At 62.9% G+C, this 13508-nt stretch carries 14 protein-coding genes; 5 read left to right on the top strand and 9 right to left on the bottom strand.

Annotated features, from left to right (window positions below; all coding sequences use genetic code 11):
• The first annotated feature begins 295 nt into the window (after positions 1-295).
• From CENDO_RS01110 to CENDO_RS01100, 3 genes are read left to right on the top strand one after another with little or no spacing between them, the layout of a single operon-like run.
• Complete coding sequence (locus CENDO_RS01110; protein WP_136140390.1) at positions 296-1222, top strand: ABC transporter permease; 927 nt, start codon at positions 296-298, stop codon at positions 1220-1222.
• On the top strand, positions 1215-2213 hold the full coding sequence (locus tag CENDO_RS01105) for an ABC transporter permease (protein ID WP_136140389.1): 999 nt from the start codon (positions 1215-1217) through the stop codon (positions 2211-2213). The genes CENDO_RS01110 and CENDO_RS01105 overlap by 8 nt, the downstream gene beginning before the upstream one ends.
• Positions 2214-3938 (top strand): dipeptide ABC transporter ATP-binding protein, encoded by a 1725-nt coding sequence (locus CENDO_RS01100; protein WP_136140388.1) that lies wholly within the window; start codon positions 2214-2216, stop codon positions 3936-3938.
• A 90-nt stretch (positions 3939-4028) separates the two neighbouring features.
• On the opposite strand, the gene CENDO_RS01095 is transcribed toward CENDO_RS01100, so the two are convergent.
• Genes CENDO_RS01095 through nth form a run of 4 tightly spaced genes read right to left on the bottom strand, consistent with a single transcriptional unit; the run spans position 4029 to position 7309 of the window.
• Entirely contained in the window at positions 4029-5225 is a 1197-nt protein-coding gene (locus CENDO_RS01095) for a MarP family serine protease (protein WP_136140387.1), read from the bottom strand.
• Between the two features lie 53 nt (positions 5226-5278).
• Positions 5279-5995, bottom strand: coding sequence for an NUDIX hydrolase (locus tag CENDO_RS01090; RefSeq protein WP_136140386.1), 717 nt, complete (start codon positions 5993-5995; stop codon positions 5279-5281).
• Positions 5996-6000: 5 nt separating this feature from the next.
• Positions 6001-6567 carry a TlpA family protein disulfide reductase gene (locus CENDO_RS01085; protein WP_136140385.1) on the bottom strand — a complete coding sequence of 189 codons (567 nt, stop codon included), beginning with the start codon at positions 6565-6567 and terminating at the stop codon, positions 6001-6003.
• Positions 6568-6583: 16 nt separating this feature from the next.
• A complete protein-coding gene (gene nth / locus CENDO_RS01080; protein ID WP_136140384.1) occupies positions 6584-7309 on the bottom strand; it encodes an endonuclease III in 726 nt (241 codons plus the stop codon).
• 333 nt (positions 7310-7642) lie between these two features.
• Between nth and glxR the strand changes: the two genes are divergently transcribed.
• The gene (gene glxR / locus CENDO_RS01075) at positions 7643-8326 is read left to right on the top strand and encodes a CRP-like cAMP-activated global transcriptional regulator GlxR (protein WP_136140383.1); all 684 of its coding nucleotides are present in this window, start codon (positions 7643-7645) and stop codon (positions 8324-8326) included.
• 120 nt (positions 8327-8446) lie between these two features.
• Here the strand turns inward: glxR and CENDO_RS01070 are convergent, their stop codons facing one another.
• The 4 genes from CENDO_RS01070 to CENDO_RS01055 form a co-directional block, all read right to left on the bottom strand.
• A complete protein-coding gene (locus tag CENDO_RS01070) occupies positions 8447-9256 on the bottom strand; it encodes an MBL fold metallo-hydrolase (RefSeq protein WP_136142083.1) in 810 nt (269 codons plus the stop codon).
• A gap of 26 nt (positions 9257-9282) precedes the next feature.
• The gene (locus tag CENDO_RS01065) at positions 9283-9741 is read right to left on the bottom strand and encodes a RidA family protein (protein ID WP_136140382.1); all 459 of its coding nucleotides are present in this window, start codon (positions 9739-9741) and stop codon (positions 9283-9285) included.
• The gene (sp36, locus tag CENDO_RS01060) at positions 9742-9897 is read right to left on the bottom strand and encodes a Sp36 family protein (RefSeq protein WP_210726550.1); all 156 of its coding nucleotides are present in this window, start codon (positions 9895-9897) and stop codon (positions 9742-9744) included.
• 123 nt (positions 9898-10020) lie between these two features.
• Positions 10021-10356 (bottom strand): WhiB family transcriptional regulator, encoded by a 336-nt coding sequence (locus CENDO_RS01055; RefSeq protein ID WP_136140380.1) that lies wholly within the window; start codon positions 10354-10356, stop codon positions 10021-10023.
• A gap of 156 nt (positions 10357-10512) precedes the next feature.
• Between CENDO_RS01055 and CENDO_RS01050 the strand changes: the two genes are divergently transcribed.
• The gene (locus CENDO_RS01050) at positions 10513-12960 is read left to right on the top strand and encodes a transglycosylase domain-containing protein (protein WP_210726549.1); all 2448 of its coding nucleotides are present in this window, start codon (positions 10513-10515) and stop codon (positions 12958-12960) included.
• Positions 12961-13007: 47 nt separating this feature from the next.
• On the opposite strand, the gene CENDO_RS01045 is transcribed toward CENDO_RS01050, so the two are convergent.
• Positions 13008-13472, bottom strand: coding sequence for a GatB/YqeY domain-containing protein (locus tag CENDO_RS01045; RefSeq protein WP_136140379.1), 465 nt, complete (start codon positions 13470-13472; stop codon positions 13008-13010).
• Between the last annotated feature and the right edge of the window lie 36 nt (positions 13473-13508).

The raw sequence follows: 13508 nt of genomic DNA, 5'->3' as shown, positions 1-13508 counted from the left end.
CACCCCGGCCCTGAAAGGGCTACCCCGGGCGGCCAAGGCCTGTGATTACTGGCCCGTACTCAATTGGGTCATGCTACAGGTCACACTCTAGAATGCCATGTAAGCCATAAGCGATGTTCATGCTCTTGGCAGACACATGTGACCTAAGCCCTGCTGACCGCCACAGGCGGGAGGCAGTGCGTCAAGGGTGCTGGGCCAACAGGCGGATAAGGATCCCGTCTCGCGGCCCAGCATCCTTGTTGGCCCGCCTTACCCAGGCGGAGAGAACAACTACCACCAGAAAAGGACTCAACTCATGTTGCGCTATATCGGGCGACGAGTGCTCCAGATGATCCCGGTGTTCTTCGGAGCCACCTTGCTCATCTACGCACTGGTCTTCCTTATGCCTGGCGACCCAGTAGAGGCTTTGGGCGGAGACCGCGGCCTTAGCGACGCGGCCCGTGAACGAATCATGGCAGAGTACAACCTCGACAAGCCGTTCTTCGTCCAGTACCTCCTCTACATCGCCGGCATCTTCCAGGGAGACTTTGGCACCACCTTCTCGGGCGTGCCGGTGACCACAGTGATGGCTACCGCATTCCCAGTGACCATCAAGCTGGCGGGAATGGCCATTATCTTCGAGTCGGTCCTAGGTATCCTCTTCGGCGTTATCGCCGGCATTCGCCGCGGCGGCATCTTTGATTCCACCGTCCTGGTGGTCTCCCTCTTCGTGATCGCGGTGCCATCCTTCGTGATTGGTTTCGTATTCCAGTTCCTCGTGGGCATCAAGTGGGAGCTGCTGCCGGTGACCGTGGGTTCTAAGGAAACCTTCGAGGCCCTGCTCATGCCCGCCATCGTGTTGGGTTCCATGTCCTTTGCATACGTCATCCGCCTGACGCGCCAGTCCGTGAGCGAAAACCTCCGCGCTGACTACGTCCGCACCGCCCGCGCCAAGGGCCTGGCGGGCAACACCGTCATGATCCGCCACGTACTGCGCAACTCCCTCATTCCGGTTGCGACCTTCATCGGCGCCGACCTGGGCACGCTTATGACGGGCGCCATTGTGACAGAGGGCATCTTCGGCATCAACGGTGTGGGCGGCACCATGTACCAGGCCATCCTGCGCGGTGAGCCTGCCACCGTAGTTTCCTTCACCACCGTTTTGGTCATCATCTACATCATCGCCAACCTGCTGGTTGACCTTCTCTACGCAGTACTTGACCCGAGGATCCGCTATGCCTGATTTTGATCGCACTAACCCAACCGCCGATCTCGGCGAAGAAAAGCTCATCACCCAAGCGCGTCGCGGCCAGGAACACTTCATTGCCGAGACGGATGAAACCGGACTGGGCGCCGTTGACGCCGTCAAGGACGAATCCGCTCCCGCCTCCCAGTGGGCCGAGGCCTGGCGCTACCTGCGCAAGCGCCCGCTGTTTTGGGTTTCGGCATTCCTGATTCTGGTTGCCGTGCTCATGGCCATCTGGCCATCCCTGTTCACCAGCATGGACCCGCGCGCCTGCAACCTGTCCGATTCCCTGGGGGATCCTAGGGATGGCCACCCATTCGGCTTCGACCGCCAGGGCTGCGACATCTACTCCCGCATCATCTACGGTGCGCGCGCATCCGTTGCAGTGGGCGTACTGGCCACCGCGCTCGTGGTCCTGATCGGCTCCACCATCGGTGCCCTGGCCGGCTACTTCGGCGGCTGGCTTGATGCAGTCCTGTCCCGCATCACTGACATCTTCTTCGCCATTCCACTGGTTCTGGCAGCAATCGTCGTGATGCAGGTGTTCAAGGAATACCGCACCATCGTCACCGTGGTTCTGGTCCTCGGCTTCTTCGGCTGGGTTTCCATCGCCCGCATTACCCGCGGCGCCGTGATGTCCATCAAGAATGAGGAGTTTGTCCAGTCCGCGCGCTCCGTGGGCGCTTCGAACTTCCACATTCTCTTTAGCCACATCATGCCTAACGCCGCGGCACCAATCATCTCTTACGCCACCGTTGCCCTGGGCACCTTCATCGTGGCAGAGGCCACCCTATCCTTCCTGGGCATTGGCCTCCCATCCACCTTCGTGTCCTGGGGTGGAGACATCTCCGCCGCACAGGCATCCCTGCGTGTTCAGCCTTCCGTGCTGTTCTACCCGTCGGGCGCCCTGGGGCTGACCGTGCTCAGCTTCATCATGATGGGTGACGTGGTCCGTGACGCACTCGATCCAAAGGCAAGGAAGCGCTAAATGACTGACACTCACACTCCAGCTCACGAAGAGCAGCCTTTGCTGGAAATGAAGGACGTAAAGATCTCCTTTACCTCCTCTACCGGCGTGGTTGAGGCTGTCCGTGGCATCAACATGACCATCTACCCCGGCCAGTCCGTGGCCATCGTTGGCGAATCCGGCTCCGGCAAATCCACCGCGGCCATGTCCATCCTGGGCCTGCTGCCCGGCACCGGCAAGGTCACCGGCGGCCAGATCCTTTTTGAGGGCCAGGACATCACCAACTTCTCCCACAAGGACTTCGAGGCGCTGCGTGGAGACCAGATTGGCCTGGTCCCACAGGACCCCATGTCCAACCTGAACCCGGTGTGGCGCATCGGCACCCAGATTGAGGAATCCCTCAAGGCCAACAATGTGGTCCCCGGCTCCGAGCGCGGCAAGCGCGTGGCCGAGCTGCTGGAAGAAGCGGGTCTTCCCGACGCCGCCCGCCGCTCCAAGCAGTACCCTCACGAATTCTCCGGCGGCATGCGCCAGCGCGCACTGATCGCCATGGGCCTTGCGGCTCGCCCGAAGCTGCTCATCGCCGATGAGCCAACCTCCGCGCTGGACGTAACCGTCCAGAAGCAGATCCTGGACCACCTGGATCACCTGACCAAGGAGTTGGGCAACGCGGTCCTGTTCATCACCCACGACCTAGGCCTGGCGGCGGAACGCGCGGAGCACCTCATTGTTATGCACCGCGGCCGCATCGTTGAGTCCGGCCCGTCCCGCTCCATCCTGCGCGATCCCCGCCACCCGTACACCCAGCGCCTGGTCAAGGCGGCCCCTTCCCTGGCGTCCTCCCGCATTCGCGCCGCACGCGCGGCCGGTGAGGAATCCGCGGAGCTACTGTCCGCTACGAAGACCTCGGACGAGGCTAGCAAGGACGTAGTCATCTCCGTGCGCGAGCTGTGCAAGGAGTTTGACGTGCGCGGCGCCCGCGGCGACAAGAAAAAGCTCAAGGCGGCGGATAATGTCTCCTTCGACCTGCGCCGCGGCACCACCCTCGCGCTCGTGGGCGAGTCCGGCTCCGGCAAATCCACCGTGGCCAACATGGTGCTCAACCTGCTGGAGCCAACCTCCGGCACCATTCACTATGAGGGCCAGGACACGTCTACGTTGTCCAAGAAGGAACTATTTAACCTGCGCCGTAAGATGCAGGTGGTCTTCCAGAACCCATACGGTTCCCTGGACCCGATGTACTCCATCTATCGCTGCATCGAGGAACCACTGGCGCTGCACAAGGTGGGCTCCCGCAAGGAGCGCGAGGCGCGCGTCGCCGACCTTTTGGACATGGTGGCGATGCCACGTTCGGCGATGCGCCGCTACCCCAATGAGCTTTCCGGCGGCCAGCGCCAGCGTATCGCCATCGCCCGCGCGCTGGCGCTCAATCCTGACGTGATTGTGCTGGATGAGGCGGTATCCGCGCTGGACGTGCTGGTGCAGAACCAGATCATCCAGCTGCTGGCCCAGCTGCAGCAGGACCTAAACTTGTCCTACCTGTTTATCACCCATGACCTTGCGGTGGTCCGCCAGACCGCCGATGACGTTGTGGTGATGGAAAAGGGCAAGGTGGTTGAGGCTGGCACCACCGACCAGATTTTCGATCATCCTCAGCAGGATTACACCCGCAATCTGATCAACTCCGTGCCCGGTCTCCACATCGAGATTGGCACCGGTTCCAACCTGGGCCTGACGGACGCTTAAATCCCTCGTCACCCTCAAGCCAAGGCCGCTCACCTCGCCGTGGGCGGCCTTTTGCGTGCGCGCTTAGAACCGGGTGAAACCGCCCGGCGGTTAACGGGCCACGCACGCCCCGGTGTCTACGCCTTCACGCAGGCCGTTGAAGTCACCAATTTGCGCCAGGGTCTCCTGGGAGGTGATGGCATAGCCAGTCTCCGAATCGTCCACTGAGGCGCCGAAGATAACGCCCAAGACTTCACCCTGCGCGTTGAGCAGCGGGCCGCCGGAGTTGCCCTGCTGGACGATGCCGCGCACCGTGTAGGCGTCACGCTCCACGCGGCCCTGCGCGTAGATGTCCGGCCCGGCGATGGTCAGCCGGTCACGCACGCGGGCCGGGGAGGCGGTAAACGGCCCGGACTTGGGAAATCCCATGACCACAGCGTCATCCCCGGTGGCGGCCGGCTGTGGGGCCCAGGCCAGGGGCGGGATGTCCAGGCCCGGAGAATAGAGCACGGCCAGGTCCACCCCAGGGTTGTAGTAGACCACCTCAGCCTCTTTGATCCCCAGGACGGTGTCCAGACGCACTGTTTCCGTACCGGCAACCACGTGCGCGTTGGTCACCACATAGTCCTGGGAAGCCACAAAGCCGGAGCCCATCAGGCGGCGGGCGCACACGTCAGCGTCGCCCATGACGTGGATGATTGACGGGCGCACGCGCTCCACCATCGCCTTGTCCTCAACCTCAATGCGCGGGGCGTCCACCTCTACGGCGGACACGCCGGTCTCCCACGGGCTCACCAGCGGCGGTAGGCCGGATTCATTGAGCATCGCGGACAGTCGGCCCGGCAGGTTGGACAGCTGCTGTGGGGCAAAACGGTCCACGGCGCTGAGGACGGTGGAGCCACGCACGCCCTCGCCCACCTTGCCGCCCACCGCGGAGGCCACGGGAATGGAAATAAGCCACACCATCAAGATGGTGGCCATGGCCTGGAAGATGGCGCCGAAGAAGGAATCCACGCGCTGCTTGCCGCGGGTGCGCATTTGATTGCGCAGGCCGGCGCCGATGGATGAGCCGATGAGCTGGCCCAAGCCGACTAGGAGAATGAGCACGCCGATGGCGAGCAGGAAGCGCAGCGCCACTTGATCCGTTAGTTCCATAACTAGAGGCGCGGCGGCCATGCCCACGATGATGCCTGAGGCCACCCCGATGAAGGAGAGTCCGGAGCTGATAAAGCCTTGCCGCCATCCGGACCACGCCATGGTGAGGCATACCAGGGCTATGAGGCCGTCAACGATTAGCTCAGGGGTCACTACGGTGCTTTGCTTTCAGATACGGGGTTGGAACTTCAGCCATGTTACCCGCATTAGCGCATTCGTTCGTTGTTACGTGAGCGCGCCAGCGTTTCGTGCAGTGGATGCACGGTATCGCGGTCCCAATCTTCCGCCCAGCCGGCGCGCTCCAGCAGCGTGGCCAGCACCCCGCCGGTAAACCCCCACACCACGTAATCCTGGGCATGAAAGGCCGGCCCGGACCACTGGCCCCAGCCCACGGTAAGCCGGTTTGCCGGGTCAATCAGATCCGCCAATGGGACGGTGAATACGTCATCCGCCTCGTTGGGGCTGGCCACGCCCACGGGGGAGGGCTCATGCCAATGCGCCAGGACAGGGCTGACCGGGTTGCCCGTGGCGCGGATGCTTAGGCGCGCCCACTGCTCCACGGGCGTGACGGTGGAGCGATCCAGCCCCGTTTCTTCCCAGGCCTCGCGCAGCGCGGCGTCCACGGCGTTTAAGTCCTCCGGGTCGATGCGCCCGCCGGGAAAGGCAATCTGGCCGGAATGGGAGCGCATCCGCGGGGAGCGGTGGGTCAAAAGAACCGAGCCCTCCTCGACGCTATCCCCCGCGAGCAGGACCAGCACGGCCGCCTCCTTCTTCCACGGGCCGTTCGTTACTGCGCGGTCCCCCATGGTGCGCTGCGCGTGCGCCGCGTCGATTCCCAGGGCGGGGCGCATCCACGCGGGGGAATCCTCTGGGCGCAGCGTCACGTTGCTGCCCGGCGCGTCCGGTTGCGGGATAAAAGTCATGGCCCCTAGCTTACGGATTCCGCCACGGCCGCCTCGATTTCCTCGACGCTGGTGAACTCCTTTGCGTACTGGCCCACCATCTCTCCGTCCTGCACAATGACGGTAATGGGGATAACCCGCGGGAGACCCAGCGTGCCCGCAAAGAGGTTTGAGGTGTCTTCAAAGCTGGGCAGCGGGCTATCTAGCTCATTGAGTAGATCCGCCCCGGCGGGTGAGTTCTTGTCGGCGTGCACGCCCACCACCGTCCATTCCGGATGCGCCTCGGCCGCCTGGGCCATGATGGGCAGCTCCGCGCGGCAGGGTATGCACCAGTGCGCCCAGAGGTTTACCACGGACACCTCGCTAAACTCCCCGCCGGTCCCGCCTCCCAGGCACGGCAGGTCCACTCCCGCCACTGGCCCCGCCGGACAGTCCGGGCGCTGCGCCACCTGCGCGACCGAGTCCTCCCGCGGCGCCGCCGCGTCCTCCCCCGCGTCTCCGGGGCCGTTGCGAAGCAGGCTCAAGGCCATGCCGACGAGAACCACGGTAAGCACCGCGGCCACAACCGCTGAGATGATGATCTGCTTTTTCATTGCACCCATATACTACTCACGCCTCATCGGCGGACGGGCACAGCTCCGCAAGGATGCACGCGCCGCACTGCGGCTTGCGCGCGGTGCACACGCGCCTGCCGTGGAGAATGACGCGGTGGGAAAAGTCCGTCAATTCCGCCTCATCCAGCTGCGCGGCCACCTCTTTTTCGATGGCCAGTGGGGTCTTGGCCGTGGTGAGGCCCAGCCGGGTGCACACGCGGGTGACGTGGGTATCCACGGTGAGCCCGGGCAGCCCAAAGGCATTGCCCCGCACCACCAGCGCGGTCTTGCGTCCGACACCCGGCAGCGAGGTCAGCTCCTCGATGCCCTGGGGCACCTCGCCGCCGAAGTGCGCTTCGAGTGCCTCGCCCATGCCGATGAGGTGACCGGCCTTGGCGCGTTGGAACCCCAACGGCCGCAGGAGGGCCTCTAACTCCCCACGGTCCGCCGCCGCGTAATCCGCCGCCGATGGATACTTGGAGAACAATTCCGGGGTCACCTGGTTGACCCGTTCGTCGGTGCACTGGGCCGATAATACGGTGGCCACGGTAAGCTCCAGCGGGTTGGTGAAGTTTAGCTCGCAGACCGCCTCCGGGTAGATCTCCGTGAGCAGCTCGTGAACCCTTCCGGCCTTATCCCGGGGTCCTAACTTTTGCCGTCCTGGCTTCTGCCGCCCCGTGGGCGAGCCTGCGCGGGCCTTACTTGTAGTACTAACTGTCACTGGGGTCGAGGCGGTGGTCATGGTGATCCAGCGTAGCCGGTAGAATGTCCGTCATGATTTCTTTGGTGATTCTGATGCCGCTTGGCCTAGCCCTGTTTGCATTCCTCATGGAGAAGCTGGAGACGGATCTACTGGCCCCGTAGCAACAAACGCTTAACATACCCTCAGCTTTCTCAGCCTAAAGTTGTGTGATCACGTTTCGAAGGAGTAGAAATAGTGACTGACTCCACTGTAGGATGAGATCCGTTACATACCGTCGCGAGGGATGTATCACGTACACCTACAACGGCGGTCACACTATTGACAAGACACGCATCTGTGCATCCCCCGTGCACTAGAGGCAAGGAGTAACTCGTGGAAAGCGTACAAGATATCCTTTCGCGCGCTGGCATCTTTCAGGGCGTTGATCCTGTAGCCGTCAACAACCTTACTGAGCAGATGGAGACCGTACGCTTCCCGCGCGGCACCACCATCTTCGAGGAAGGCGAGCCGGGAGACCGTCTGTACATCATCACCTCCGGCAAGATTAAGCTCGCCCGCCACGCGCCGGACGGCCGTGAGAACCTGCTGACCGTGATGGGCCCGTCTGATATGTTCGGTGAGCTCTCCATCTTCGATCCAGGCCCCCGCACGTCCTCCGCGGTCTGCGTGACCGAGGTTCAGGCGGCGACCATGAACTCCGAGATGCTCAAGAACTGGGTTGAGGAGCACCCAGCCATCGCCCAGCAGCTCCTGCGCGTGTTGGCCCGCCGCCTGCGCCGCACCAACGCTAACCTAGCGGATCTTATCTTCACGGACGTGCCCGGCCGCGTCGCCAAGACCCTGCTGCAGCTGGCCAACCGCTTCGGCGTCCAAGAGGGCGGTGCCCTACGCGTCAACCACGATCTGACCCAGGAAGAAATCGCCCAGCTGGTCGGCGCATCCCGCGAGACCGTAAACAAGGCCCTGGCCACGTTCGCCCACCGCGGGTGGATCCGCCTTGAAGGCAAATCCGTCCTCATCGTGGACACCGAGCACCTGGCCCGCCGCGCCCGCTAGGCACGCCGCGGGGCCAAGCCAAGGCTCAACCAAAGCATAAAAATAAGGAGGACCGGTTAACCGGTCCTCCTTTTAGTTTTGAACTCCTACAGCGCTAAAGGGCGCGCCGCCCCGCTGCGTCTAGTGCGTGTCCAGGTACTTCAAGGCCGCGCGGGTGGACTGCTCTGCGGCGTGGCGCAGCACGGGGTCCACATCGTCATACATCTCATCGATAAGCGTCTTCAGATCCACGTCATCCCCCAGGCGGGAACGCACTTCCTTGATCTGGTTGATGCGGTGGTGACGGCGGTCGATGTACTTGCGGGCAAACTGGGACAGATCCTCTAAGTCTGGACCATGTCCAGGCAGCAGGCGCACGCCGGCACCGCGCTTTTCCAGCATCTCCAGGGTTTCGAGGTACTCGCCAAGGTCACCGTCAGACTCGGAGAGCATAGTGGTGTGGCGGCCGGCAATGGTGTCACCGGTCATAATGCCCTCGAGCTCGGATTTGCCCGGCTCGCCGGACCAGACGAAGAAGGACACTGAGTCACGGGTGTGCCCCGGGGTGTGGACCACCTCAATCTCGGGGGTCACACCGTCAATGGAGATAACCTCCCCCTCCTCGAGCGGCTCAGCACCGTTGCAATAAGCCTTGTCGAAGGCGCGGATGGGCGCACCGGTGAGCTGGCGCAGGCGCTGCGCACCGTCAGCATGGTCGCTGTGGCGGTGGGTCAGAAGAATCAGCGCAACCTCCCCGCTCTGCGCATTGACAATGTTGAGGTGCCCCTCATCCTCAGGACCCGGATCCACAACAATCGCCTTCTTGTCCTCACCGGAACGGATGATCCAGGTATTGGTTCCCTCAAGCGCGGAATAGCTTGGGTTATCGCACAGAACCACGCCCGCGGAGTTAGACACGGGGCGCAGCATGCTATATGCAGGATGCTTCAACATTATTTAGCCTATCCAGTCTGCTTTTATTCTTTGACTTCTACGATTACTTCGATTTCCACCGGAGAGTCCTTCGGCAGGACGGCAACGCCCACCGCGGAGCGCGCGTGAATGCCCGCGTCACCAAAGACCTCACCAATAAAATCAGACGCGCCATTAATCACGGCCGGCTGCTCCACGAAATCGGGGGCGGACGCCACGAAGCCCACAACTTTAAGCACGCGGGATACGTTATCCAGCCCCACCTCAGCGTCAATGGCGGCGAGGGCGTTGAGTACGGCGATGCGAGCGTACTCGGCCGCGTCGGCGGCAGATACCTCCGCGCCCACCTTGCCCGTTGCCTTCAGCTGCCCCTCAACGATTGGCAGCTGGCCGGAGGTCCAGACCTGGTTGCCCACGCGAACGGCGGGGACGTAGGACGCCAGTGGCTTAGCAACGCCGGGCAACCCGTAGCCCAGCTGTTCAAGCTTCGCCAGGTAGCTCATCTACTCGACCTCCCGCTTGAAGTAAGCAACCACATTTTCAGGGTTAGGGCCCGGAGTGATAGTCACCAGCTCCCAGCCATCCTCACCCCAAGAGTCAAGGATCTGCTTAGTAGCATGCGTTAGGACAGGCGCAGTAGCGTATTCCCATTTAGTCATGCTGCTCATTCTAGCGCGGTGAAGCCTACTAAACAGCCCTATGGGTCGAAAAAAGCACCCGCCGGGCCATGAAGGCCACTAAACGGGTGCTTTCACCCCAAGCCGGGGCTTATCCATTAGGTTTTAAAAGTTGAGCTCTCCACCCTCAGCCAAGTACTCGGCCCAGCTGGAGACGTGTGGGTTCTTGCGCAGCAGCGCGCGGCGCTGACGCTCGGTAAGGCCGCCCCACACACCGAACTCCACGCGATTATCAAGGGCATCAGCGCGGCACTCGTTAAGTACCGGGCAGTGGCGGCAGATGACCGCGGCCTTGCGCTGCTCCGCGCCGCGGACGAACAGGGCGTCCGGATCCCCGCTGCGGCACTTGGCCTGAGTTACCCATTCGCCGCGCTCCCACGTAGAACCGGACCACCCCTCGCGTACTGCGGACCGGCCAGAACCCTTCAGGCTGAGAGTCATTACGTGCGAGCTCCTTTATAGGTTAAGGGGAACTATCAAGCATAAAATGCGAACACCGTCAGTGTATTCACAGCTTTTAACTCTTGTCTAACACGTCACACAAGTGGGGGGAGCTGTATCTTACACAACTTGCTCAAACCACGTAGGGTATTGAAGGTGAATATATCGAAATCGCTGGCAAAGATAGTTCTGGCTACCACGCTGGTGGGCCTCCTCATCGCCGTGGCTCTTGCCCCCGTAGCGGGCATTTCGGGTGTAGCCATCGCCCGCACTAACGCCAGTATGGAATCCGACGTGGATGATCTATCCGCCGGCGAAGCCCCCGGCGTGACCGTCATCAAGGACGCGGACGGAAACAATATGGCGTACCTCTTCCAGCAGCGCCGCCACCCCGTTCGGGGTGATCAAATCTCACAGGATATGAAAGACGCGATTGTCTCCATCGAGGACCAGCGCTTCTACGAGCATGAGGGCGTGGACTTCCAGGGCAATTTCCGCGCTCTAGCCACCAATGTCTTAGCCGGCGGCGTCCAGCAGGGCGCGTCCACGCTCAACCAGCAGTACGTGAAGAACTTCCTCCTGCTGGTCAGGGCCACCACGCCGGAGGAGCAGCAGGCGGCGACGGAGCAGTCCATCGGGCGCAAGCTGCGCGAGATCCGCATGGCCGCCGATATCGACAAGAAGCTCAGCAAGGATGAGATCCTGACCAACTATCTCAACCTTGTGCCCTTTGGTAACCACGCCTACGGCATTGAGGCCGCGGCTCGGACCTACTTTGGCATTTCCGCCGCGGAGCTCTCTCTAGGCCAATCCGCCATGCTCGCCGGCATGGTCCAGTCCTCCGAATACCTCAACCCCTACACGAATACCGCCGAGGTCACCGACCGCCGCGACCTGGTCCTCCAGACCATGGCGCGCAACGGCTACGTCACCCAGGAAGAGGCGGACGCGGCCGCGGCCCAGGGCCTGGGCGTGCTGGAGTCCCCCGCCTTGCTACCCAATGGCTGCATCGGAGCCAATGACCGCGGCTTCTTTTGCGATTACGTGTTGCAGTACCTCGCGGACAAGGGCCTGGATGAGCAGGAGCTGTCCCGCGGCGGTTACACCGTGAACACCACCCTGCGCCCCGCCGTGCAGGATGCGGCCAAGGCCGCCATCGACTCGCAGGTCAACCCCAACCAGCCCGGCGTGGCCGGAGTGATAAACGTCCTCGAGCCAAGCCCCAACAGCCGCGAGGTAACGGCGATGGTCTCCTCCCGCACCTACGGCCTGGATCTAGAATCCGGCCAGACCATCCTGCCGCAGCCGTACTCAATGGTTGGCAACGGCGCCGGTTCCGTCTTCAAGGTCTTTACCGCCGCCGCGGCCCTGGACGCCGGCTATGGCGTGCAGTCCAACCTCGAGGTCCCCTCGCGTTATGAGGCGGAGGGGCTGGGCCGCGGCGGCGCCGAGAACTGCCCGCCTGACCGCTACTGCGTGGAAAATACCGGCACCTACCGCGGCACCATGACCCTGCAGGACACCCTGGCGCAGTCCCCCAACACCTCATTCATCAAGCTCGAGGAGCAGGTGGGCATCGACCACGTAGTGGACATGGCCGTGAAACTAGGCCTGCGCTCCTACGATGATCCTGGCACGTATGACGGGGAGAATTCCATTGCCCAGTTCGCCAAGGACGCCCCCATGGGTTCATTCACGCTGGGGCCTACCGCGGTCAACCCCCTGGAGTTGGCTAATGTGGGCGCAACCATCGCCTCCGGCGGTAATTGGTGTGAGCCTGACCCAATCGCGAGCGTGACGGACAAGGAAGGCAATGAGGTCTACATTGAAGAGACCCCGTGCGAGCAGGCGCTTGACTTCGACGTTTCCAACGCCCTGGCCAACGCCCTGTCATCGGATTCGGTGGACGGCACCGCCGCGAATGCCGCGCGGGCCATGGGCTTTGGCGGCCGCGTGGCAGCAAAGACCGGCACCACGGAATCCAACCAATCCGCGGCCTTTTTGGGCTTTAACTCGAAGATCGCCGCGGCGCCATACATCTACAATGACGGCACCTCCACCACCCCACTGTGCGCCAACCCAGCGCGCCAGTGCGGCGAAGGCAACCTCTACGGCGGTGAGGAACCCGCGCGCGCATTCTTCAGCATCGCGGGCCAGGTCGCCGCGGACGGCGCTATCGCGGGATATGACCGCGCCTACGATAAGGGCGTCTCCGGTGAGGAGATCCTGGACCAGCAGCGCAACCGTGGCGAGGCTGAGGCGGTCAGCACCCTGGAGGACCGCGGCTATACCGTGAAGGTCACCCGCGTCAATGGTGACGGCGTGGCCTACGGGCGCGTGGTGCGCGCATTGGAGCCCAACGGCGGGCTCAAGAAAGGGGCTGAGGTGGTCCTGCAGGTATCCGACGGCACCGGTGCCCCCTCCAACGATTCATCCGCCGGTTCGGCCCCAGCTCAGCCGGGCGCCCCGCAGCCCGGTTCGCCCGGCGGCCCCGGCCGGACTAATCAGCAGCCGGCCCCGGCGCCGCAGGCTCCCCGACCACTGATTTCCCAGAACGACGTTGACCGTATCACCAACGACCTGCGCAATATGTTTGGCCTCTAGGCCTTAGCTTCGGCGGCGCCGAGGCTTCTGAGGCCACTTCGACCTTCTTAGGCCAGGCGCGCCTTGACGGCCTCGGACAGGCGCTTGCCGTCTACGCGGCCGGCCGCCTTGGCATTAGCCGCCTTCATGACGCTACCCATCTGCTTCATGGAGGCGGCTTCTCCCGTTTCCGCCTCCACCTCGGCAACGGCCTCATCGACAAGGGCCTTTACGCCCTCATCGTCCAGCTGCTCCGGCTGGTAGGCCTCGAGGAAGCCCGCCTCGCTAAGCTCATGCTCGGCCAGCTCCTCGCGTCCGGCCTCGGTGTAAACCTCGGCGGACTCGCGGCGCTTCTTGATCTCACGGGCGATGACCTTCAGCACGTCATCATCGGTCAGCTCGTGGCGGGAACCGGAGGTCTCTTCCGCCTGGATTGCCGCCAGTAGGGAGCGGATGGCGCCGAGGCGCTCCTTTTCCTTATTCTTCATGGCGGTCTTCATGTCGTTGCGAATCGTATCTTTCAAAGCACTCATGCAATCAAAAATACCTGCCCCGGACCGGGTAGGCTC

The organism is Corynebacterium endometrii, assembly GCF_004795735.1.
In the GTDB taxonomy this organism is placed as follows: Bacteria; Actinomycetota; Actinomycetes; order Mycobacteriales; family Mycobacteriaceae; genus Corynebacterium; species Corynebacterium endometrii.
Note: the sequence above shows the minus strand (reverse complement) of the source record. Positions and strands in the feature narration are given on the sequence as shown.